The organism is Paenibacillus pasadenensis, from assembly GCF_023715725.1.
In the GTDB taxonomy this organism is placed as follows: Bacteria; Bacillota; Bacilli; order Paenibacillales; family Paenibacillaceae; genus Paenibacillus_O; species Paenibacillus_O pasadenensis_A.
In genome coordinates, this window is sequence record NZ_JAMBOT010000001.1 from 973,415 (window position 1) to 995,561 (window position 22,147).

Annotated in this window: 21 protein-coding genes; 3 read left to right on the forward strand and 18 right to left on the reverse strand. The window is 54.1% G+C overall.

Annotation, left to right across the window (positions count from 1 at the left end; all coding sequences use genetic code 11):
- Positions 1 to 152 precede the first annotated feature (152 nt).
- Positions 153 to 611: a hypothetical protein gene (locus M3223_RS04520; protein WP_251559364.1), complete on the forward strand. Its 459-nt coding sequence runs from the start codon at positions 153 to 155 to the stop codon at positions 609 to 611.
- 132 nt (positions 612 to 743) lie between these two features.
- On the opposite strand, the gene nfsA is transcribed toward M3223_RS04520, so the two are convergent.
- The 13 genes from nfsA to M3223_RS04585 form a co-directional block, all read right to left on the reverse strand.
- On the reverse strand, positions 744 to 1,514 hold the full coding sequence (gene nfsA / locus M3223_RS04525) for an oxygen-insensitive NADPH nitroreductase (RefSeq protein ID WP_251559365.1): 771 nt from the start codon (positions 1,512 to 1,514) through the stop codon (positions 744 to 746).
- Between the two features lie 174 nt (positions 1,515 to 1,688).
- Complete coding sequence (locus tag M3223_RS04530; protein ID WP_251559367.1) at positions 1,689 to 2,297, reverse strand: hypothetical protein; 609 nt, start codon at positions 2,295 to 2,297, stop codon at positions 1,689 to 1,691.
- Between the two features lie 65 nt (positions 2,298 to 2,362).
- Positions 2,363 to 2,806: a MarR family winged helix-turn-helix transcriptional regulator gene (locus tag M3223_RS04535; protein ID WP_251559370.1), complete on the reverse strand. Its 444-nt coding sequence runs from the start codon at positions 2,804 to 2,806 to the stop codon at positions 2,363 to 2,365.
- A gap of 254 nt (positions 2,807 to 3,060) precedes the next feature.
- A complete protein-coding gene (locus tag M3223_RS04540) occupies positions 3,061 to 3,906 on the reverse strand; it encodes an urease accessory protein UreD (RefSeq protein WP_251559372.1) in 846 nt (281 codons plus the stop codon).
- Positions 3,903 to 4,685, reverse strand: a complete 783-nt coding sequence (ureG, locus tag M3223_RS04545; RefSeq protein WP_251559374.1) for an urease accessory protein UreG — start codon at positions 4,683 to 4,685, stop codon at positions 3,903 to 3,905. The genes M3223_RS04540 and ureG overlap by 4 nt, the downstream gene beginning before the upstream one ends.
- Before the next feature lie 36 nt (positions 4,686 to 4,721).
- Positions 4,722 to 5,429 carry an urease accessory protein UreF gene (locus tag M3223_RS04550; RefSeq protein ID WP_251559376.1) on the reverse strand — a complete coding sequence of 236 codons (708 nt, stop codon included), beginning with the start codon at positions 5,427 to 5,429 and terminating at the stop codon, positions 4,722 to 4,724.
- Positions 5,426 to 7,141, reverse strand: coding sequence for an urease subunit alpha (ureC, locus tag M3223_RS04555; RefSeq protein WP_251559377.1), 1,716 nt, complete (start codon positions 7,139 to 7,141; stop codon positions 5,426 to 5,428). Before ureC ends, M3223_RS04550 begins: the two co-directional genes overlap by 4 nt.
- Positions 7,138 to 7,506, reverse strand: coding sequence for an urease subunit beta (gene ureB, locus M3223_RS04560; RefSeq protein ID WP_251559379.1), 369 nt, complete (start codon positions 7,504 to 7,506; stop codon positions 7,138 to 7,140). The genes ureC and ureB overlap by 4 nt, the downstream gene beginning before the upstream one ends.
- A 20-nt stretch (positions 7,507 to 7,526) precedes the next feature.
- The gene (locus M3223_RS04565) at positions 7,527 to 7,832 is read right to left on the reverse strand and encodes an urease subunit gamma (protein WP_251559381.1); all 306 of its coding nucleotides are present in this window, start codon (positions 7,830 to 7,832) and stop codon (positions 7,527 to 7,529) included.
- Positions 7,833 to 8,284: 452 nt separating this feature from the next.
- On the reverse strand, positions 8,285 to 9,418 hold the full coding sequence (locus M3223_RS04570) for a sensor histidine kinase (RefSeq protein WP_251559383.1): 1,134 nt from the start codon (positions 9,416 to 9,418) through the stop codon (positions 8,285 to 8,287).
- On the reverse strand, positions 9,408 to 10,115 hold the full coding sequence (locus M3223_RS04575; protein WP_251559385.1) for a response regulator transcription factor: 708 nt from the start codon (positions 10,113 to 10,115) through the stop codon (positions 9,408 to 9,410). The genes M3223_RS04570 and M3223_RS04575 overlap by 11 nt, the downstream gene beginning before the upstream one ends.
- A 168-nt stretch (positions 10,116 to 10,283) precedes the next feature.
- A complete protein-coding gene (locus tag M3223_RS04580) occupies positions 10,284 to 10,763 on the reverse strand; it encodes a stalk domain-containing protein (RefSeq protein ID WP_251559387.1) in 480 nt (159 codons plus the stop codon).
- A gap of 109 nt (positions 10,764 to 10,872) precedes the next feature.
- Complete coding sequence (locus tag M3223_RS04585) at positions 10,873 to 11,346, reverse strand: copper amine oxidase N-terminal domain-containing protein (protein ID WP_251559389.1); 474 nt, start codon at positions 11,344 to 11,346, stop codon at positions 10,873 to 10,875.
- A gap of 186 nt (positions 11,347 to 11,532) precedes the next feature.
- Between M3223_RS04585 and ilvD the strand changes: the two genes are divergently transcribed.
- Entirely contained in the window at positions 11,533 to 13,218 is a 1,686-nt protein-coding gene (gene ilvD, locus M3223_RS04590; protein WP_251559391.1) for a dihydroxy-acid dehydratase, read from the forward strand.
- Positions 13,219 to 13,320: 102 nt separating this feature from the next.
- Here ilvD and M3223_RS04595 read toward each other — a convergent pair whose 3' ends face one another.
- From M3223_RS04595 to M3223_RS04605, 3 genes are all read right to left on the reverse strand, one after another.
- The gene (locus tag M3223_RS04595) at positions 13,321 to 14,331 is read right to left on the reverse strand and encodes an anti-sigma factor (protein ID WP_251559393.1); all 1,011 of its coding nucleotides are present in this window, start codon (positions 14,329 to 14,331) and stop codon (positions 13,321 to 13,323) included.
- Positions 14,328 to 14,903: an RNA polymerase sigma factor gene (locus tag M3223_RS04600; protein ID WP_251559395.1), complete on the reverse strand. Its 576-nt coding sequence runs from the start codon at positions 14,901 to 14,903 to the stop codon at positions 14,328 to 14,330. Before M3223_RS04600 ends, M3223_RS04595 begins: the two co-directional genes overlap by 4 nt.
- Positions 14,904 to 15,023: 120 nt before the next feature.
- Positions 15,024 to 16,436: a polysaccharide deacetylase family protein gene (locus tag M3223_RS04605; RefSeq protein WP_251559398.1), complete on the reverse strand. Its 1,413-nt coding sequence runs from the start codon at positions 16,434 to 16,436 to the stop codon at positions 15,024 to 15,026.
- A 149-nt stretch (positions 16,437 to 16,585) separates the two neighbouring features.
- On the opposite strand from M3223_RS04605, the gene M3223_RS04610 reads away from it, so the two are divergent.
- Positions 16,586 to 17,692 (forward strand): AI-2E family transporter, encoded by a 1,107-nt coding sequence (locus M3223_RS04610; RefSeq protein ID WP_251559401.1) that lies wholly within the window; start codon positions 16,586 to 16,588, stop codon positions 17,690 to 17,692.
- Positions 17,693 to 18,020: 328 nt separating this feature from the next.
- Here the strand turns inward: M3223_RS04610 and M3223_RS04615 are convergent, their stop codons facing one another.
- The gene (locus tag M3223_RS04615) at positions 18,021 to 19,856 is read right to left on the reverse strand and encodes a peptidoglycan D,D-transpeptidase FtsI family protein (protein WP_251559403.1); all 1,836 of its coding nucleotides are present in this window, start codon (positions 19,854 to 19,856) and stop codon (positions 18,021 to 18,023) included.
- Between the two features lie 145 nt (positions 19,857 to 20,001).
- On the reverse strand, positions 20,002 to 22,137 hold the full coding sequence (locus M3223_RS04620; protein ID WP_251559405.1) for a methyl-accepting chemotaxis protein: 2,136 nt from the start codon (positions 22,135 to 22,137) through the stop codon (positions 20,002 to 20,004).
- Positions 22,138 to 22,147: the final 10 nt, after the last annotated feature.

A 22,147-nucleotide genomic window follows, 5' to 3' on the forward strand; every position in this document is an offset into this window, starting at 1 on the left:
ACCATTATACTACGTTTGGAAGTTCGGTGAAAAACAAGCGGAGGCGATCCCTGGCCGGCGTATGCAAAACCAGCCGATTGGAAACCATTGCAAAAGGGTATGTACACTGTATCAAACTATTTTGCAGAGGACATTTTGGAGGAGGAAACAATATGAACGGCAATGTGTCGGATAAGCGCAATGGACTGGCAACCGAAAAGGATATCGATCCCCGTCACGGCCTGTTCGAGGACCAGGACAGCAGCTCCTCCGCACCAACGGCGGAGGACGAGCTTCTTCGCACCTACCCGGCCGAGGCTGGCAATTACGGGGGCGTCGAGGTAGACAGCTACACCGTTGCATCTGCGGCGGCCAATGAGCAGCTCGCCGATGATATCGCATACGCCGAAGGGCCGACTCCAGGCGATTACGCCCGCCAGCGCGAAGGCGGCGATTATGCCGTAGAAACGCCGCGCGGCGAGGAGCGCGTGCCCGGTACCGTCAATTCTAAAGCCGAGCTGGACATAACCGACGGAACGCCGGTTGATCCCGCCGCTCCGCCGGATGAATTCCACGGCACTGATTTGCTGAACGGGGCAGGAGGTTCGCCGCTGGAAGAAGAAAGCCGCTAACTTTAGCTTTATAGATATAAACGCAAACAGGGGGATCCGGCATGTCATGATGACATGCCGGATCCCCCTGTTTTTAGCGCCGGTAAATGCGGTTAAAACCGTCTGCCTGGCGATTAATTCTCGCCGCTCCCGTCAATCATCAAAACGAAACCCCTGCTCACGCAGCAGACCGGTGAGCTTCCGTGGCGGATACGCGTTTCTTCCCTGCATTTCCTGCGTCCAGGCGGAATCGCGGCCCCCGCCGGAGCGGTCGCGAATGTACGAGCGGTACTGCTCGTCATACGCCTCAAGCCGCTCCTCCCGCTTTTCCGGCGAATAGCGATTTTCGTAGTACATCTCTTCGAGCGGCAATCTTGGCCTCTGATCCGGACTTTCTGCGGGAACACCAATACACATGCCAAACACCGGATACACAAGCGGAGGCAGCTGGAGAAGCTCTGTTACGGCCCGCATATCGTTGCGGATTCCGCCGATATAAACGATGCCGAGGCCCATCGCTTCGGCGGCGACCGCCGCATTTTGAGCCGCAAGCGCGGCATCCACCGTAGCGACGATAAAATATTCCGTAGACGGCTCCAGCTCGCCCCCGCGGCTGCTTACCGCATCGCTGAACCGGCTCAGATCGGCGCACCAGACGAGAAATACCGGCGCTAAAGCAACATGGCGCTGGCCTCCCGCCAGCTCAGCAAGCTTGTCCCTCAGCTCCGGGTCGGTAATGCCGATGATGCTGTACGCCTGCATATGACTGGAGGAAGAAGCCATTTGCGCGCAAGCGATAATGCGCTCCAGCTGCTCCGGCGGCACCGGGGCGTCGGTGTATCGCCGGATGGAGCGATGTCCCTCCAGCATTCCAAGCAATCTGTCCATGTCCGGGGTTTTCAATTTTTGCTCGTTTGCAGTCATGTATTGTCCTCTCCTTACGCTCGTTTAACAGCTAATGGAAACCAAGCGGCCGTGATATTTTCATCATAATCGAAAAAAGATACAGTCTCCTCCATTTTCTTGAGTGACTGTACCTTTTTTTGTCCTAAGGACTTTTACGGTAGCCTCCAAATTATCGGGAGGCGGTTTACCAAGTTACTTTTCCGCTTTCACTTCCTTCACTTTTTCGGAAAAAGCGTTAAGCGAAGCGGAGGATAAATCATCGAATTTATTAAAATAAGGTTTAATTTTATTGTTATCGTCAACATCAAAGTATGTTCCCGTAGGATGCATAACTTTATAAGAGTTTTCCGCCCCTTCAATTTTTTTTAAGACAAAGATCATTTTTTTACCCTTTATTAACACTGGCTCATAAGGTTCAGACAATTCGCTGCGCCGCAAAATAATCGTAGAAGGAGCATCCCCGCTTATAACCTGCTTGACGTCAATTTCCACTGGTGTAACTTGAACGTTCAGTGTGGCTCCTTTTTTTTCAATTTTTTCTTTAATGGCATCCTCAGCAGGTCCATTAATTACAGCTTCTTCTTTATCTTTGAAATTCTTTACCTGACCGTAAACCACCAAGTCAGCATTTGCTACAAGCTGCTCAAAGGTAGGATCGTAAAAGTCCATAAATTCTGGTTTTGCCTGCGCTTGGCGACTTGTCTGATCTGCCTTACTATTTTGTTTAGCGTAGAAAAAAACGCCGATGGAAAGGATAGCTGCAAGAGCCGGAATCATGATTTGAAGTACTTTTCTATTCAAATTCGCCCCTCCTTTCTAATGCAAAAAAACAGCCAGCGGACAATCCGTCCGCCGGCTGTTTTCAGTTACGATTCTTGCAAATTTTGAATCATGCGGTCAAACGACATTAACATCGTTTGCATTTCTTGCTCCGACATGCCTCTGTAAAGCTTATGCATAAGCGCTTGTCTCGTCTCGGCAATTTTGTCCAGCAACCGCAAGCCTTCCTCCTCGATGCTTAACAAAACGACGCGGCGATCCTGCTCCCCGCGCTCCCTGGAAATATAGCCGAGCTCTACGAGCCGGTCGGCCAGCCCCGTTACCGCCCCCGATGTAATTAAAAGCTTGTCCGCCAGAATGGATGCCTTCTGCGGTCCCTCAGACGCCAGCAAGGAAAGAATGCGGGCATGCGTAAGGCCGAGCCCATGCTCATTGTCCCGGTTCCACTCTGAGGTGATAAGCTTGCGTACGAGCCGGAACCGGTCGTCCAGCTGTTTGGTCAGCTCTTCCGATACCGCTTCATTGACCATGCTATCGCCTCCTGCTTCCCAATTGCTCCTGGATGTTGTGTAAACTAGTATGCCCTTGCTCTATCCATTCCTTCCGCTTAAAGCAAAAAAAAGGAAACCCGACCTGTCAGCCTGAGGAACAGAAGCAATTCGGCTGCGCCCTCTTGCAAACAGCGCACGTAGTTGCCGTACTGCGAGATTCTCGTAGTAGGACAAAAACGACCTTAATAGCTTCTTTACGCAGACTTTTTGGTCAGGTTTCGCTTTTTTGCGAATTATTTTGAGAGCAATTGTGGAGGTTCCTTAAATACGGCCCGCCTGGCCTCGGCATGCGCAGCTTCCAGCACGCGTTGAACCGTCCATGCGGAGAAGCCAGCGGCCTGCACAACGAGACCGCTTTTCCAGGTGAGCGATACGCCGCTGCGGACATCCATGTCTGTTACAGCTTCCAGCGCCGCCCGGATGCGTTCCTCCAGCTCTCGTCCTGCCGGATTGCCAAACAGGCAAAACGTTCCCCAATGGGTGAACGCGTGCCAGCTGCCTGGCGCGGCTATCTGTTGAGATGCAGGCTCGATCAGCTGCCGCTGCCGGTAAATCAGCTCTCCGTTATCATACACGGCAAGCCGGTTATCCAGCCGGCGGAAGCGGAACACTTCGCCGCGCAGCGTCCGGCCCGGACAGATTACCTCAGCCTGCATCCAGACGGAGCCATCGGCCAAATGCACCTCCGAGGAAGCGGTCAAAGACGCTTCCGCAAACAGCATCATCGGCTCCGGCATATGCTCCGCTACCGCATTTTGGCCCAGCTGGAACCGCTGTACGAGCGACGCTCCGCCGTCAGCCCGGCATGGATGCACCTTGAGAAAGCTCTGATTGGATATTTGCACGGAGCAGCCGCTGCCGAGAATCCAGTCCAGCTCATACCTGTCGCCGTCCAGCATGCCGGGAGAAACATCCATAACGAGCACGCCGCTGCCGGCTCCGAGCTGAAACGCTTTGGCGATTTTAATCGGCGATGTGTGATAACGGGAGGCAAGCCTCGTCATTCCGTCACGTGACTCGAAATGCGCCCGCAGCACAGAGACCCGGCGGCCCTCAGGAGCAGCGGAGACGGCTGTCAATTCGATGAACCGCTGTCTCCAGCTGCATGGCGCGCTGGCGCGACGGCCATTTTCAGCGGAACCATACTGCCGCTTCCAGCCGAAATCTCGCTATCTGCATGATGAGAATGCGTCAAACCTTTGGCATGGGCAAGCTCATGCTCAATCCAGGCGACCATCTCGGCCACGCCGTCTCCGCCGAACAGGTTGGAGAATACAAACGGCCGGTCTCCGCGCATGCGGCGGGAATCCGCGTCCATAACCTCGAGGCTGGCCCCGACATGCGGAGCCAGGTCAATTTTGTTGATGACGAGCAGATCCGATCGCATAATGCCCGGACCGCCCTTGCGCGGAATTTTCTCGCCTTGGGCAACGTCGATAATATAGATGAAGCGGTCTACCAGCTCCGGGCTGAACGCCGCCGCCAAATTGTCGCCGCCGCTTTCAATAAAGATCAGATCAAGCGGTGAAAAGCGGCGCTCCAGCTCCTCCACCGCCTCGAAATTCATCGATGCGTCCTCGCGGATGGCCGTATGCGGGCAGCCGCCCGTTTCCACCCCGATAATACGTTCCTCCGGCAGCACGCCGGTGGCCGCAAGAATACGCGCATCCTCCTTTGTGTAGATGTCGTTCGTGATGACGGCGAGGCTGTAACGATGCTTCAGCTCCCGCGACAGCCGCTCCACAAGCGCTGTTTTGCCGGAGCCGACCGGCCCGCCGATGCCAATGCGCACCGGACGCCCGGCAGGAATTGGATTGGTGTTCCACTCGATATGGGTATGGCCTTGACCTTGACACATAGAAATTCCTCCTATCGATTCACAGTTAAACAACGATCAGGACATAAACAGCCGCGAGTAAAGCGTCTCATGCCGGATCATGCCAAGCTCGGAACCCGGCATGTTGCTCCATGCCTCCTCCGGCTCCATAACAAGTACGGCGCGCGCCGCGGCGTCCGTTTCGGCGGACAACAGCGCCAACAGCCGCTGCGCCTCCGTCTGGCCGATCGCCATGAGACGCAGCGCGCTGTTCACCGCATTGCTCAGGCTGCCGTAAAGCCAGCCCTGCACCGCCTGCTCCCGGCCGATGCCAGCCTGCCAGCATATCCAGCCGAACACAAGCGGATGCGTCAGCAGGCAGCTTCCGCTGCGGTAAGCCTCCTCCAGCTCCGCCAGCCGCAGGCCAGGATAGCTGGTGCGGGCCAGCGCCAGCAAGCGGCGGCCCATCTTTTCGAGCCCGGAGCGGGTTTCAGAGGAGATTCTTCCGACATGCACCAGCTTTTCCGCCGCCCATAGCCGCTGCAGCTCTCCGGCTGGAGCGTCGCGGTACACCGCCGAGACGATCAGGGCGTCCGTCACCGCCCAGCTCTGATACAGCATCGCGCGCAAATACTGCTCCAGCTCCGCCCCATTGGTGATGCTTCCTTCCTGCACTAGCGTTTCCAGCCCGAAGGAATGGGAGAAACCGCCGATTGGCAGCGCGGAGTCCAGCAGCTGCTGCAGCACGAGCCAAGGCACAGCGTGTGCTTCAGGACGGTCCGTCAAAACAGGAAATACCGTTGCGCCATCGGCAGCACTTCCGCCGGTTCGCAGGTGATCGGCTCCCCGTCGACCGCTACCCGGTACGTCTCGGGATCAACGTCAATCGACGGAGTTTTGTCGTTATGAATCATATCTTTTTTGGTGACGGAGCGGCAGCCTTTCACCGGTTCGATGCGCTTCTGCAGGCCAAGCCGCTCAGCTACGCCTCCGTCGTAAGCGGCCTGCGAGACGAAGGTGATGCTTGTGCCGTGCAGCGCTTTGCCAAAGGCGGCAAACATCGGGCGGCCGAATACCGGCTGCGGCGTTGGAATTGAGGCGTTGGGATCTCCCATCTGGGCGTAGGCGATCATGCCTCCCTTGAGCACAAGATCCGGCTTCACGCCGAAAAACATCGGGCTCCAGACGGCAAGATCGGCAAATTTGCCGGGCTCAATGGAGCCTACCAGATGCGAAACGCCATGTGTTATCGCAGGGTTGATTGTGTATTTGGCTATGTAGCGCTTGATGCGGAAGTTGTCTCCTTCCTCCGTATCGGGAAGGAGCGGCCCGCGTTGGCGCTTCATTTTATCCGCAGTCTGCCAAGTTCGGATGATCACCTCTCCGACGCGCCCCATTGCCTGGGAATCGGAGCTAATCATGCTGAACACGCCCATGTCATGCAAAATATCCTCCGCCGCAATCGTCTCCGGCCGGATTCGCGAATCGGCAAAAGCAACATCCTCAGGAATGCGCGAGTCCAGATGATGGCAAACCATCAGCATATCGACATGCTCCTCAATCGTATTCACCGTAAAAGGGCGCGTCGGATTGGTTGAGCTTGGCAGCACGTTTGACTCGGCAGCTGCGCGGATAATGTCCGGCGCATGCCCGCCTCCCGCGCCTTCCGTATGATAAGTATGAATGGTCCGCCCGCCAATTGCGCTCAGCGTATCCTCCAGAAATCCCGACTCGTTGAGCGTATCGGTATGAATTGCAACTTGAATGTCGTATTGATCCGCCGCCTTCAGGCAGGCGTCAATCGCTGCCGGCGTTGTGCCCCAGTCCTCGTGAAGCTTCAGCCCGATTGCTCCGGCTTCAATTTGCTCGATTAAAGGGCCGGTGAAGCTGGCATTGCCCTTGCCCGTAAAACCAAGGTTCATCGGGAACGCCTCCGCGGCTTCAAGCATCCGGCTCATATGCCATGCGCCAGGCGTGCAGGTCGTCGCTTTTGTTCCCGTTGCCGGCCCTGTGCCGCCGCCAATCATCGTGGTAACGCCGGACGACAGCGCAGTCTCAATCTGCTGCGGGCATATGTAGTGGATATGGGCGTCGATGCCGCCGGCCGTTACGATTTTGCCCTCTCCAGCAATTACCTCCGTGCTTGCACCGGCAATCATGCCCGGCGTTACGCCGTCCATAATATCGGGATTTCCGGCTTTGCCGATGGCAACAATGACTCCGTCACGGATGCCGATATCCGCCTTCACGATGCCCCAATGATCGATAAGGACGGCATTTGTAATAAGCGTATCCAGCACGCCTTCGCTGCGCAGCGCCGAGCTGGACTGGCCCATGCCGTCGCGGATTACTTTGCCGCCTCCGAACTTGCACTCATCGCCGTACACCGTATAGTCCTTCTCGATAACGGCCCATAACTCCGTATCCGCCAGCCGCACCGCGTCCCCTGTCGTCGGCCCGAACATATCCGCATAACTTCTGCGGTCCATTGATTTCATGATGAGCTACCCTCCCAGTCGGCGAGCCGCTCCCGCACCTTATCCGGCATTGCTCCCGCCTGCGCCGGACCATTCGTAATTCCGCTCAGTCCGTAGCCAAGCTTGCTGCCGCCAAGCTCAACAAGCTCGACCGGCTTCTCCTCACCCGGCTCAAAACGAACGGCCGTGCCGGCAGGGATATTGAGCCGCATGCCAAAAGCCTGCTCACGGTTGAAGCGCAGCCCCCGATTCACTTCAAAAAAATGAAAATGAGATCCTACCTGAATCGGCCGGTCTCCGATGTTGGCGACGAGCAGCTCCTGCGTCCGCCTGCCCTCGTTAAGCGTCAAACTGCCTTTGACCGTGCGGAATTCCCCCGGTATCATCGCGCTTCTCCTCTCCGCTGTTAGCCGCCTATCGGATGATGAACCGTAACGAGCTTGGTGCCGTCAGGGAAAGTAGCCTCTACCTGCACCTCGTGAATCATTTCCGGCACCCCCTCCATCACCTGGTCGCGTCGCAGTATTTGCGTGCCATATTCCATCAGCTTTGCAACCGTTAGCCCGTCGCGCGCTCCCTCCATAATCTCCGAAGTAATCAGGGCAACGCTTTCGGGATAATTGAGCTTTACGCCGCGGTTAAGCCTGCGTCTAGCTACATCCGCCGCCAAAGTAATAAGCAGCTTTTCCTTCTCTCGCTCGGTCAACTGCATGTTTTCACCTCTTTTACCACAGCTCTTGGCAAGAATAGTTCCATTATAGACAGCGATCAGAAGGAAGTAAATCACTTTATGTTAGATTACCTAACACAAAAGACCCTTTTGGCGGTGCTTCAGTAATATTTTTAGTAAGATTCTCTTTTATTTCCAAAATTATCCCAACTATAAAAAGACCCCTGCTGTCCTTTGAAGGGACAACAGGGGCATCCATGAATCGTTCTACATAGGCTTTACCAGATCCGCAGCAATAATTCAACAAGCCCCGCCGGCTCATCCTGCCCCGTACCGATCAGCATGACGGCCATCAGCATCACTGCGCATGCCATAACCATCATCCACAGGTATCTCATGGACGTCCCTCCCGAATGCACAAATTAGTTCCTTTTATTGTAGCGCAACGGTGCGGGCTAAGCCCTAACTCAATCCTAAAAAAACCTTAAAAAAATCTAAAGACTTGACTCTTTGGTCTGCTTGCCGGGAAGTGCTTCCTGAGAAAGCAGCGGCAGCCGCACCTGAAAAGAAGTGAGGAAAGGATCGCTGGCGGCAGCTATTTTGCCTCCGTGCTGCTCTACGATGCTTTTGGCAATCGCCAGGCCGAGGCCGGAGCCGCCGCTGCCCAGCCCCCTAGCCTTATCCACGCGGTAAAACCGGTCGAACAGATGCGGCAAATCGACGGAGGGAATCATTTCTCCATAGTTCACAACTTCGACAACGGCTTCGCCCTCTTCAGCGGAAGCGTGAAGATCTACCTTGCCGCCGTCTTTGCCGTAATGAATCGCATTCGCCAGCAGGTTTTCGAATACACGGACAATTTTGTCGGAATCTCCTGTAATCGGCAGCTTCCCGGACGGGGCGTGCAGCGCGCCGGTCAACCCAGCCTGCTCCAGCGGGACCCGGTACTGAACTAACAGCTGTCCCAGCAGCTCCGTTAAATTGAACGTATGGATCCGTTGGGGCGACGTTTCGTATCTCATCTTGGTGTAATCAAACAAATCGTTGATCAGGACGTTCAGCCGTTTTGATTTTTCGTACGCGATGTGAACATACTGGCGCAGCTCCACCTCGTCCCGGCAGCGGTCCTGCTCGATCAACCCCAAATACCCGATAATGGACGTAAGCGGCGTACGCAGATCATGGGATACGTTCGTAATCAGATCGCTTTTTGTCTGCTCCGCCAGGCGCTCCTCATCCAACGAGATTTGCAGCTTATGAACAAGGTAATTAATGTAGGAGGCCAGATCGCCAAGCTCGTTTTTCTGGCGCACCGGCACCTGGTAGTTGAAGTTGCCGTCCGCAATGTAGCGGACGCTGCGGCTGACGTCGCGAAAATATCGAAACTGCCGCATCTGAAGCAGCAGCAAATATAACAAAAACAATATAATCGCCATAATAACCAGCGTAAAATCGCCAAATTGGTCAATCAATAAATGAGCCATCTGACGCAGCGCAGGAAACTGCCGGGCCAGCCGTTCAATGACCATAACCAGCAGCACCGATGTGATGACCGACAACGCCGCACTTAATGCGACATGCAGCAGCAGCCTCAGCGTCATGTCCTTGACGACATTGTCATCCTTCAATTTTGTAGCCAACCCCCCACACCGTAACGATGAACTTGTCTCCGGTTTCCTGCTCCAGCTTCTCCCGCAGCTTGCTGATATGCACCATTACCGTGTTATTGGACTCATAAAATTTTTCCTTCCATACTGCCTGGAAAATATCCTCCGCACTGAATACTTTGCCTGGATGCGAGGCAAGCAAATGCAAAATGCCAAACTCCGTGCTCGTCAGATGCAGCTGGCGCCCTTCCGGACGGCAGGATACCGAATGGGTCGATTTGTCGATCACCAAAGGTCCGAGCTCAACCGCCCCTTCATGTTCACCGCCGTTGTCACCGGGCTTCGGAAATTGATAGGCGCGTCGAAGCAGAGATTTCACACGGGCGACCAGCTCGAGCGGGTTAAAGGGTTTGACCATATAGTCGTCGGCCCCGGTCATCAGCCCCATAATTTTGTCCATATCCTCCGCGCGCGCGCTCAGCATGAGAATCGGGATCGGCACGCTTCCCTCGCGCCGGAGCTGACGGCACACTTCGAGGCCGTCCGTTTTGGGCATCATAATATCAAGCACGATCAAATGAAACGTATCAGAAGCGATGCGCTCCAACGCTTCCTCACCGTCATGCGCAAGCTCAGTTGCATAACCTTCATTGACCAAATAAATCTGAATCAATTCCGCGATTTCGCGGTCATCGTCGACGATCAGCAGCTTTTTCAATCCGTACCACTCCTTACTGCCATAATACCGCATGGGCAAAGGCCATTGGAAGCCGGACGAAACAAAGCACAGGGAAGCTTAAGATTCTTTAGGTTTTTTTTAAAACTCCAGACGGACCGACGCAAAAAAAACCTGTTCCGGATTACTCCGAAACAGGCGGTTATCGAATTATTGCGGGTCTTTTTCGGTAATCAGAATCAGATTCTGGTCCGGATAATAAACACAGTACGCGCCAAGCGCCTCGGCGATGAACCGCAGCGGAACCATCGTCGTGCCGCTTAAGTTCCGGGCTGGTTCGGAAAGCTCAATTTCCATTTCGTTAACCTTCGCTTTTTTCTTGTTCACCTGCAGCTCGATTACGTTTGTGCCTTTAGTCGCTTTAATCGTTTGTGCGTATTGATCCCATTCCACGTTGGCATCCATCGCTTCAAAAATGCCCCGCAGCGGCACAAGCGTGCGCCCGTTCGTAACAATCGGCTCCTGCGGCAGCGTCTGCTTGATTCCATTTACAATCACGCCCGGCGCTGCCTTTTTCTTTGCTGCAGCCGCATCGGCCTGTGCCGGCAGTCCTGCAGCAGCTCCTGTTAAAAGCAGCCCTGCGAGCAAAGCGGATGTCATTTTTTTCTGTTTAATTGAATTAGTTTTCATTATTATAGCCCTCCTTTGAATATGGGGAATCCGTTTCTCATTAAACCGCTTTTCGCTTCATTTAAACGCTTCCGATAACAAGAAGTTGCGATGTCGATAATTTTGAATCTTAATGAATATCTCCGGACCTGCTGAACGTGGCGACATTGTCGGGGTAATTGTATTTGGCCCAAACATTCAGCGTGCACGAAACAAAAAAGAGCGGCACCATGACGTTGCCCTTTACAACGGTTACGGGATCCTTCATCCATAAATCCTTGCCGTTCATCGTGGCCTTGTTTTTGTTTGGGTATACTACAACCGTATTTCCGTCATAGTACGCTTTAATCGCCCCCGTCTCCGGGTTCCAGTGCAGTTTGACTCCATATGCCGCAAATATGCCGCGCATCGGTACTCTGAAGACCGACTTTTTATCCACATAAGGCGCAGGGGTTAGCTTCACCACTTCTCCTTCAGCGTAAACCGTTGTCGCTCCTGCGGATTTTGCTTCGACAGCCGCAGGGGCAACTACCGATCCGGTCAAGAGCAATCCTGAAAGCAGCGCCGTTGCCGCCCTTCTGGATTTAATCCATGCAAATGACATTTTAGTCGTCCTCCTCGTCCAGCTGATCTCGGATGTAATTTAAAATCCATTACTTAATCACTAAAGCAATTAACAACAATTGCTATAGCATTATCTGCTTTAATGCAGGAATACGTCAATCGGTAGTCAAGAAATTCGACATATGGTAAACTGTTTTGAATGATGTTATTCCTGGGAGGGACAAGCATGGCACCGAAAAAAATGCGTTCTGACATGATCAAAAAAGGCTTCGACCGTGCTCCGCACCGCAGTCTCCTGCGCGCTGCCGGAGTAAAGGAAGAGGATTTCGACAAACCGTTCATCGCGGTATGTAACTCTTATATCGATATTATTCCCGGCCATGTGCATCTGCAGGAGTTCGGCAAGATTGTTAAGGAAGCGATTCGCGAAGCAGGCGGCGTGCCGTTTGAGTTTAACACGATTGGCGTAGACGACGGCATCGCCATGGGACACATCGGCATGCGCTACTCTCTCGCCAGCCGCGAAATCATCGCTGACTCCGTGGAAACGGTCGTTAACGCTCACTGGTTCGACGGCATGGTATGTATTCCGAACTGCGACAAAATTACCCCAGGCATGATGATGGGTATGCTGCGCGTTAACATCCCGTCCATCATGGTCAGCGGCGGCCCGATGAAAGCCGGCCGCACGAGCGACGGCCGCGCCATCTCGCTTACAAGCGTATTTGAAGGCGTAGGCCAATTCATGGCCGGCAAAATCGACGAGGTCGGCCTGACCGAGCTGGAGCAATTCGGCTGTCCGACTTGCGGTTCCTGCTCCGGCATGTTTACGGCGAATTCCATGAACTGTCTCGCCGAAGCTCTCGGCCTTGCTATGCCGGGCAACGGTTCGATCCTGGCTGTATCTCCGGAACGTAAGGAGTTCGTCAAAGCGTCCGCTCGCCAGCTGATGAAGCTGATTGAGATGAACCTTCGTCCGCGCGATATCGTGACGGCGGAAGCGATCGACAACGCTTTTGCGCTCGACATGGCAATGGGCGGTTCCACCAATACCGTCCTTCACACGCTCGCGATTGCGCATGAAGCGGGTATTGATTATCCGATCTCCCGTATCAACGAAGTTGCAAACCGCGTGCCGCATCTGTCCAAGCTGGCTCCGGCATCCGACATTCATATGGAGGATGTGGATGAGGCCGGCGGCGTAAGCGCCGTGCTGAACGAGCTGCTGAAAAAAGAAGGCGCGCTGCATGCCGAAAACATTACCGTTACCGGCAAAACGATCCGCGAAAACGTGGAGCATGTCGTACCGAAACGCCGCGACGTTATTCGTCCAATCGACGATCCGCATTCCGAGCGCGGCGGCCTCGCCGTTTTGTTCGGCAATCTGGCTCCTGACGGCGCAATCATTAAAGTCGGCGCAGTTGATAAATCCGTCGGCGGTTACCACCGCGGTCCGGCGATCTGCTTCGACTCTCAGGACGCAGTTCTGGAAGGTCTCACGAAAGGCCTCGTTAAGGAAGGACATGTCGTAGTTATCCGTTACGAAGGTCCAAAGGGCGGTCCTGGCATGCCTGAAATGCTCGCGCCTACGTCGCAAATCGTCGGCATGGGCCTTGGCGCTAAAGTCGGCCTCATTACCGACGGCCGTTTCTCCGGCGCATCGCGCGGCATCAGTATCGGCCACATCTCGCCGGAAGCGGCCGAAGGCGGCCCGCTCGCATTTGTGCATGATGGCGACATTATTGAGCTCGATATGAACAACCGTACGATTCAGCTGGAAATCAGCGACGAGGAAATGGCTAAACGCCGTGCCGAATGGACCGGCTTTGAGCCAAAAATCAAGCGCGGATACCTGGCGCGTTACTCTCACCTGGTCACCTCCGCCAGCACTGGCGGCGTAATGAAGATTTAATCTGCAATGAACAAAAGCTCCGCAAGCCCAGGCTGTGCCTGTTATGCTTGCGGAGCTTTTTTGGCTTTCTTTTTCAATGATGCCTTATCAGGTTAATATGCGTTATGCCTTTAAAGCGCCTGCGAGCACCATTTCACCGCGCGGCGCCGAGCCGAATGCATCCGGCTCCAGCGTAATCGCCACCTGATCAAATGATTCTCCCGAAAAAGTAAACGTAACAGCCCCGGAATTGCCGGAGGACTTGAACGTGCCGGCATTGACCGGTTTATCCCCCTTGATTAGCCACACCTGGAAAGCTTGCTCATCCTTCAGCTCCGGAAGCCGGCTAGCCTGTACAATCAGATGAGTTCCTCTTTCATCAACAAGGATGTAGGCCTGTCCCCGGGCAACCAGCTTATTCACCGGCTTCAGCGACACAATTTGATTAACCGCCGCTCCAGCAAAGGGCTGCATCGCTTTCTCCAGCTCCGAGCGCGTATTATCCAGGCTTAGCTTGGCTGCGTCAAGCTCTGCTGCCAGCCGGTCATTTTCACGGTTCAGCCCATCCATCCGTTGGGCAAGAATTCCCGACAGCAGAAGCATAGCGGCCGCCGCTCCGGCTAGTATAGCCGTCAAAAGTGCTCTTCGCCTACCTGTCGCCCCCGCTGATGCAGGTGCCGTCTGTTTTGGCGTATCCGCCGTTTGGGCAGCCTCGGCGTTTTCACCTCTTGCTTGCGGCGCTTCGACAGCCAATTCCGGTGCCGGAGCCTCCATGAGATGGCTTTTATTCTGTTCTTCAACATTTTCTCCAGCGTTTTCTTCCCGCTTGAGCATGGATGAAGCTCCTGCAGCTTCCCCTTCTGGCTGTGAATCCAATTCAAGATCAGCGGCTGGACGTCCCAGCACAGCGCCGAGCACCCGCCCCTTCATGCCCTGCGGAGGCTCCGCGGGTTCTGCGGCAAGCGGCAGCAAGCCAAGCAGCTCCTGCAGCCTGGCCAGCTCAGTTTTGCAGTATTCGCATCCGAGCACATGCTGATCCATCTCGCGGTTCTCTTCTTCATTCATTAACCCTAACGCGTATAGCTCTACTTCAGAGCAAGGATGCCGTTCCGGCTCCGAATGATGTTCCTTCATGAACGAACCCCCTCCCTCCATGAATCGCCAAGCCGCTTGCGCAGCTGACGCAGTCCGAGGCGGATCCGGCTTTTCACCGTGCCGAGCGGTATGTCATGCCGGTCAGATATTTCCTGCTGCGTAAAACCCCCGTAATAGACCCATTCCAGAACTTGCTTTTGCTCCTCGTTCAGCTCGGACAAAGCCTCTCTCATCTGCTCTGCCATCAACCGGCTTTCAACGGCCAGCTCCGTCGTGACTGGATCGCTTAGCCGATCGAGCACTTCGGCTCCACCCGAGGCCGGACGGCTGTCCCGTCTGCGAAGCCAATCAATGGAGCGGTTGCGGGCCATCGTAAAAATCCAGCTGCTCACCTTGCCGGAGCGTTCATTGGTGATGAATGCTTCAGCGTGATTCCATATTTTCATAAAAAGTTCTTGAACGATCTCTTCCGCGGCCATTGCATCCCCGACAATTCTGAAGATGAATGAAAACAGCGGCCGCTCATAACGATCGTAAAGCTTCTCCAGCGCATCGCTGCTCTGAGAGGCGATCTGCAGCATCAAATGCCGCTCCCAGTCTGCCTCGCTCATGAATCCCTCTCCTTCCCTATACCATCATATCCCCTTCCAGACAAAAGTCCAATCCATACCCAACCCGTCTTACGCAAATAAAAATACCGGCTGCGCCAAGCGGCGGGCCGGTATTGCCAATCAGGATATAACAGTCGGCGAAACAGGCGTTTCTCCTGCAACGACGGAAAGCGGCATTTCATTCCGTTCTTCAGCATTTTGGGATGCGGGCGCCGCCGTGCTCCGGTAGCTTTCCATGTCCCGGCGGGACATAAAGAGCATGCGCGGATACATCGCACTCGGGCCTCCGCGCTCTTTTTTGCTGCTGGAGCGGGTTGGTTTCTTCTTTGGCTTAGCGGACAATACTCGGAATAAAAGCTTTAGATAAAGGCGGGAAACTTTGGCAAACCAATTATCCGGTAAATCAAACAACTGAAACCCCAGCTTGTCTGTTCCGCTGTGAATCATCGTGACGCCATATAACGCTTTAACCGTCGACATCTCCGGATCGTTCAGCACCGCCTTGGATACGGCAGGAAGCGCATGGTCCATCTGCCGCAATAGGCGAATCATGACCGCGACGGGAGAAGAGGAGCGTAAAGCCGCTTGGCGCAGCATGCTGTTATCCAAATGAATTTCAGCCACCTTGTCGCCTTTGACGATTCGTACGCCTTCCCTTAACTCGATAGGAGGACCGCTGTAGCTGACTTTGCGGTAATGGAAAACTGGTTTGCCGCCGTCCCCGGCCTTAACCGCCTTAAGCCGAAATACCAGATGAAACAGATTTTCGTACTGCAGCCAAAGTGCAGCCAGCGCCCGGTTCCACCAGGAAGGCCGGTTCGCTTTGTTTTTCTCGGTCAGTTCAATGAGCTGCGGAATGGTCACAAAGCGGTAATTCCGCGCAGTTCCCTCTTCGAGGTAAATCTGGAGCGCCTCCAGCATTTGGGCCGGCGCATCCTTGTCCGCACCAAGCGTTAAACCGCAGTCGTGAAGCAAGAGCACTTCTCCCGGTTTAAGCTTTTTGACCAGCCTGTTTTTCAGCTTTTTTGAATTCTCATGAGATTTCCAGTCGCCGAAAATACCGGACCAAAGTACAATTTTGTACTGCCCTTTTTTGGAAAAGTCAAACAGATTGACGATTCCCCAGGGCGGCCGATACAGCGAAGGGGCTTGGCCCGTCGCTCGTTTTATGACATCGGCTGTAAGCGCAATCTGCCTTTTAACCGTTTTGGGCCGCATGATCCAGTTGGTTTTGTGCACATAGTTGTGAATGCCGATCGTATGCCCTTCATCCCTCATTCGCTGCAGCAGCTCGGGGTGGCGTTCCGCATGAGCTCCAACGACAAAAAAAGTCGCCCTGGCATCGTGCCTGGCGAGCAAATCCAGCAGCCTTGGCGTATACACCGGATCAGGCCCGTCATCGAAGGTGAGGGCGATTTCCTTGTCTGCCAAGCCTTTCTTAAAGACGCGGAAACCGAACAGGCGGCTCACCAGCCCCGGGATAAAAGCATAGAGCGAGAGGAAATAGAATCCCCAGACAAGCAAGTTCTCCATCTTTCTTTTCCCCACCATATTCTCTTGAAGTCTACCACCCATTGTAACATAAACGAATCAAAATACGCTGTTTATCTAAAATCTATAGTACAATCAGTTCAGAAATATGAATGATTTCCAATTGCCGTCTTAAAGGAGTCTGGTTATTCATGCTGATGTTTTACCGTAAGTATTGGCGCACCGCATTTGATATTGGGCTTATTGTGCTCACCGTGTACCTGATTATGCTTGCCTTCACTTACCTGTATTCCATTGCCGCGCCGATTTTCCTGTCTTTCCTGATCTTCGCGGTCATCGAGCCTTTAGCAAAGCTGCTGAACCGGGTTGGCATCAAAAAATCGATCGCCTCGGCCATCTCCATCATGATTTTTTCCGCTCTGATTTTAGGCGTATTTTTTGGAGCGGGGTATATTATGGTCCGGGAAGCGACGACGCTTGCCGACAAGCTGCCAGAATACCAAATTATTTTGCAGGAACAGGTCGATGAGGGCTCATCCTGGCTGAAGGAGCAAATTGGCGCGCTGCCGCCGGGAACGGTGGACAAGCTCCAGGAATACATCGACTCCCTGACCCGCTGGGGCCAAAAGGTAGCCGAGGGCTTTCTGCTCAAGGCCGCAGGTTATTTAAGCTCCGTCTCCACCTTTATGTTTAACTTCGTAATCGGCATCATTCTGGCCTACTTCCTCAGCATTGAGATCGGCAGCTGGAAGCGGATCGCGACGAACAAAACGCCAAAAACATTTAAAAAAGCCTTTTTCTTTCTGCGTGAAAATGTTTTCTCCGGCATTCTGGCTTATCTGAAAGCCCAGCTTAAGCTGATCTCCATTACGTTTGCCGTTGTATTTGTCTCCTTGCTGGTGCTCGGCGTTGAAAATGCATTGACGATATCCGTTATTGCGGCTGTGTTTGACGTCCTTCCGCTGCTCGGAGTCGGCACTGTGTTTGTGCCTTGGATATTGTACCTTGTCGCCGTAGGCGATTTCCAGCTTGCGATCTGGCTCGGCATCCTATTCCTTGTTATTGTCGCCGCTCGGCAAATTCTCGAACCGCTTATTACCGGCGACACGCTGGGAGTGTCCGCATTCACCATGCTTGCTTTTATGGTCCTTTCCCTGTCGCTGTTCGGCATTGCCGGAGTCATATTGTCTCCGATATTGCTCATTCTTGTCAAAGCGCTTTACGACCAAGGTTATTTCCGGCGCTGGATTACGCCGCCGCAGGGCGAGTACGATGTGGAGCTTGCGGAAAAAGGGTAGTTCAGTGTTTGTTGAAAAGAGTTCGCTGCGCCAAAGACCGGCCCTCCGATCGCTGTTGACCTCCGATTTTTTTTGAACTTATCCGCCTGTAGCGGTCAAAAATCGGACGTCAAAGGCGAACGCTGCCGCTTCTCCAGGCTCGGCCTGTGGCTCCACTCCCGTTTTCACTGCGTTTAACTCCACTGCCTTTTTCGCAGTGGATTATGATGGAATAAGCCGCCCGTGAATCTTCGGGCGGCTTATTTTTGGTCGAGTTATGGCGCTAATTTGCCCTATAGCGCCACTTGTGCATCGCATTCCCATCAGCGCTTTTATGGAGCCAATCCGGCTACCTGCCTCCGCCGGAGGCTTCCCAAGCGGCGATTGTGTTCATCACGTCCCCGAACACTTTGGCGGCCAGATTGGAGCTGCCTACCGGGCGGCTTTCCGCCAGCACGGCTACCGCGTAACGAGCATTCGGCACCGGACCATAGCCGATAAACCATTGATGATTGCCCGCTCCAGGCAATCCGGTTTCTGCTGTGCCGGATTTCCCGGCAACCTTCCAGGCCGCGCTTCGCAGTCTTTGCCCGGTTCCGGCCGAGACGACCTGCTCCATACCGCGGCGAAGAGCTGCGGCAGACGATGCGGAAATGCTTCCATAAGGCGACGGAGAAAAATGGCGGCTGAACGAAGCAAGCCTTTGTCCATTTGCATATCGGATGGAGGAAACAAGCCGCGGCTCCATAACTTTGCCGTTATGCAGCAAGGTGACGATAAGATTGGCGGCCTGCAGGGGAGTGATCTGCACATCCTGCTGGCCTATGCCGGTTCTCGCCAGCGCACCGTTTAACCTCAGCTCCTCTGGTGAGGCTCCTCCTGCAAATACGGTGCCCGACTCCTCTTCCCACAGCAGCCGCAGCGGCCCTTTCAGCGGCCCTTCGTGGCTCCCTTTAGGCAAGCTCCAGCCGATACGCCGTCCTAACCCCAGCTTATCCGCCGTCCGCAGCAGCTGCTGCGGCTGAAGCCTTTCCGCAAGAGCGGCAAATACAATATTGCAGGACTGGGCCAGCCCCTCTCTCAGCGTAACGGTGCCATGCCCGCCTTCCTTCCAGCAGGAAAGCCCGTAATGCCCATACTCCCCGTCGCAATGGAAGCGCTCGTTCTCCTGCGCCGCTCCCGCGTCCAAGGCTGCCGCTTCCGTAACGAGCTTAAAAATCGACCCCGGCGTATACGCACGCACCGCCCGATTCGCCGCACCGTCATAAAACTCCGTCCGGTCAGCCGACGGTTTCATAAGCGGCAAAGATACCATCGCGCGTATATCCGCTGTTTTAACGTCCAGGACAACAACCGCTCCTTTGCCAAGCCCGGAGGCGGCTGCCGTACGTTCAAGCTCGGCCTGAAGCGGCAAATCGAGCGTTGTTTCCACCTGTAAAGGATACATCGGGTTAGCGGGCCGGTTCATCGTCACGTTCAGCCCCTTGAGCGGGTAACCCGCCGCATCGGACCAATAACTTGCATATACGGGCCCGGTCCCACGCAGCAGCGCGTCAAGCGACAGCTCCAATCCGCCGCCGCCCGTTTGTTCACGGAGCGAAGCTTTACCGCTATTGAGCTGACTGCTGTACTCACTAATCATCCGCTCCGGGTTCTCGCTGACATAACCAAGTGCCTGCACATGCGAACCTTTGGCATCCGTACGGGAACGGTAAGGCAGGAGCGCCACTCCCTCCACCCGCAGGCTGGACAGCTCCTGCAGTTGAGCAGGCGTCAGCCTTTTGGGCAGGCCAGTATGCTCGTCCATCCAGAACTCCGGCGACTTGATTCCGTCAAGCTTCTGAAGCAGCTCACGGCTGTTCAAGCCCATGATATGCGCTAGCGCGTTTATATCTCTGCCCGTCACGCCTCTTGGCCGTTTATCCTGATGAGGGTATGGAAAAAAAGCCAGCGCTTCGTAAGAAAATCCCGTCAGCGCCAACCCGTTCCGATCTGTAAAATCACCCCGGCCCGCATCAAGCAGCAGACGATGGCTGCGCTGCTGGACGACAGGGCGGCTCGAAACATGCCGGCTGGTATGAGCCGTGTCCCATGGCATTAACATAAGCCAGGCAAGCCGAATGACGGCAACCGCCAGCATAAAAGCAGCTCCCGCTGCAACAATTCGGATTCGTTTTGATCTCATCCGGTCTTCGCTCCTTGCCCGCCGTTTCCGTTTTTATCTAGTTATTTCCTATAAGAGACAGCATCAATCATTTCCTTGCCGAGAACAAACCGCTGCTTAAACAAAAAAACGGCCCGCATAAAGCGGACCGTTAAAGCTGCAAAATCTATTCTTGTTTGACCTGGAACCTGTCCAGCGATTTCTGCAATGACTTGGATACATCCTCCAGCTTGCCGGAAAGGGAAACGAGGCTTTCGCTGACGCCCAGCTGTTCACTGCTAAGTGATGCTACCTCCTCGGATGTTGCGGAGGCCTCTTCAGCAACGGCGCTAACACTGCCCATTGCCTCGCTAAGCTGCTGCTGGGATTCATCGAGAATGCGCACCGACTCCGATACATTTTCCAGACTGAGCGTCAAAGCGCCCATACGTGCCTGAACCTCAAGGAAAATACCGTTTGCTTCCTTGACTGAACCGATCTGCTCTTGGAAAATAGGCTGCGCTTTGCCCAGCGCCTCGACCGTTTCCTCGATCTCGGTTTGAATCGTATTCGTAATGCCCTCCACCATGTGGATGGATTGTCTGGATTGCTCGGCAAGCTCGCGGATTTCTCCGGCTACGACCATAAAGCCTTTTCCGGCCGCCCCTGCCCGCGCCGCTTCAATAGAAGCATTCAACGAAAGAATATTCGTTTGTTTTGCAACACTGCCGAGCACGTCCAAAATTTTGCGAATGGAACGGGTGCTTTCCTTGAGGCGTTCGACCTTTTCGGTCATTGAACGTACCATCTGCTCGGTTTCGCCGGTTTTTTGAATCATTGCCGCCATATGTTCCGTACCTTCGCGGCTTGCTGTCTCTACCTGCTCCGCAGAGGAACGCATATCGTCGTTGGACGCTTTTACCTTCCGCATGCCCAGATCCATGCTGCCGGTCAGATCGCTGCCGCGCTCCGCCTCCATCGCCAGACTGGTCGCGCCCCCGGCAATTTCCTCCGTAGCAACCGCAATCTCACGGGCCGCTCCAGCAGTACGGCGCGAAGCATCTCCAACCTCTTCAGCAGTGACCAGCACCAGCTTGGCATTGCCCCTTGTTTGAAGAATCAGCTCGGTAATCCGCTCCATCATTTCATTAAAGCTGCCGGCCAGCTGACCGATCTCGCTTTTGGAGCGCATATCGGAACGTACCGTCAGGTTGCCGTTCATCGCTTCGCCCATCAGCTGTTTCATCTGACGCAGCGGGCGTCCGATGCTGTATATAACGTAGATTCCTACCAAAATGGCAAGCAGAGCAGCTCCAAACGCTACAATCCATGTTGTGCGCTCAATTTTTTTGGCATCCTTAACGAGCTCGGCCGTAGGAATCATCGCGATGATGTCCCAGCCGCCATGCTGCAGGCTTTCAAATACGGCGAGAACTTGGCCTACGCTGCTGTCCGTAATTTTGTTTCCTTCCGTTACATCTCCAAAATCCAGAGAACTTGTTTGGGAAACCAGTGTTTCGTCCAGACTGTCGATCATAATTTTATTGTCATTGTCGACGAGCTGCACCCGGCTGTTATCTCCTAGCGTCATATCCTGGAATTGTTCCAGCAGGACCGATTCCTTGATTTCAATCAGCAGTACATAAGCGTTGCCGGAAGAGGTCAGATTAATCGCTCTGGCAAGACCGAATGCGGGATCTCCGACTTTTTGAAAGCCGTTTTTCTGCATCGGAATCCAGAGCGGCTTTCCGTTCAGCTCTTTGGCCTGCTTTAGCCAAGGGGCGTCCTTGAACGTGTCGTAAATCAGACTTCCCGTTCCGAGTACGTGCTTGGGAGCCTTTTCTCCAACAGGAATCAAATTGACATTGATTACATTGGAATTCGAGAGCGCCAGACCGGCTAATCTGTCGTTAATCGCTTGCTGATTCTCAAACCAGGCGTATTCCTCCGTGCTGACAACCGCCAAATTGTTCAAATTCGTCTGCAGCGCTTTATCCGTGAAAAACTGCATCGAATAATTTTCGAGACTCTCCAGGATAAGATCGACCTTGCCGCGAAGCTGATTCACCGTTTCAACTGTTGAGTCCGTTACTTTTTCCTCAATTACATCTTTGGATATCCGATAGGACAAAACACCTACTAGCGACACACAAGCGATAATACTGATAAATACGATAAGAAACAGTCTGACGCTCATGAGATTAAGCGGGTTGCCGCCTTGGCGGCCAAACCCCTTGGACATAACGGGTTGCTGCGTTGACGCCGATTCCTTTTGCACTGCGCCGTCCTGCTTCCGCAGCCGGCCTTGGAACGGATTCCGCATCTGAATGACA

Bases quoted from the DNA above. Each gene is read 5' to 3' on its own strand.
- M3223_RS04520 (WP_251559364.1), top strand. From the start codon at position 153: ATGAACGGCAATGTGTCGGATAAGCGCAATGGACTGGCAACCGAAAAG.
- nfsA (WP_251559365.1), bottom strand. From the start codon at position 1,514: ATGACTGCAAACGAGCAAAAATTGAAAACCCCGGACATGGACAGATTG.
- M3223_RS04535 (WP_251559370.1), bottom strand. From the start codon at position 2,806: ATGGTCAATGAAGCGGTATCGGAAGAGCTGACCAAACAGCTGGACGAC.
- ureG (WP_251559374.1), bottom strand. From the start codon at position 4,685: ATGTGTCAAGGTCAAGGCCATACCCATATCGAGTGGAACACCAATCCA.
- ureC (WP_251559377.1), bottom strand. From the start codon at position 7,141: ATGAAATCAATGGACCGCAGAAGTTATGCGGATATGTTCGGGCCGACG.
- ureB (WP_251559379.1), bottom strand. From the start codon at position 7,506: ATGATACCGGGGGAATTCCGCACGGTCAAAGGCAGTTTGACGCTTAAC.
- M3223_RS04565 (WP_251559381.1), bottom strand. From the start codon at position 7,832: ATGCAGTTGACCGAGCGAGAGAAGGAAAAGCTGCTTATTACTTTGGCG.
- M3223_RS04580 (WP_251559387.1), bottom strand. From the start codon at position 10,763: ATGAAAACTAATTCAATTAAACAGAAAAAAATGACATCCGCTTTGCTC.
- M3223_RS04585 (WP_251559389.1), bottom strand. From the start codon at position 11,346: ATGTCATTTGCATGGATTAAATCCAGAAGGGCGGCAACGGCGCTGCTT.
- ilvD (WP_251559391.1), top strand. From the start codon at position 11,533: ATGGCACCGAAAAAAATGCGTTCTGACATGATCAAAAAAGGCTTCGAC.
- M3223_RS04595 (WP_251559393.1), bottom strand. From the start codon at position 14,331: ATGAAGGAACATCATTCGGAGCCGGAACGGCATCCTTGCTCTGAAGTA.
- M3223_RS04600 (WP_251559395.1), bottom strand. From the start codon at position 14,903: ATGAGCGAGGCAGACTGGGAGCGGCATTTGATGCTGCAGATCGCCTCT.
- M3223_RS04605 (WP_251559398.1), bottom strand. From the start codon at position 16,436: ATGGAGAACTTGCTTGTCTGGGGATTCTATTTCCTCTCGCTCTATGCT.
- M3223_RS04610 (WP_251559401.1), top strand. From the start codon at position 16,586: ATGCTGATGTTTTACCGTAAGTATTGGCGCACCGCATTTGATATTGGG.
- M3223_RS04615 (WP_251559403.1), bottom strand. From the start codon at position 19,856: ATGAGATCAAAACGAATCCGAATTGTTGCAGCGGGAGCTGCTTTTATG.
- M3223_RS04620 (WP_251559405.1), bottom strand. From the start codon at position 22,137: ATGCGGAATCCGTTCCAAGGCCGGCTGCGGAAGCAGGACGGCGCAGTG.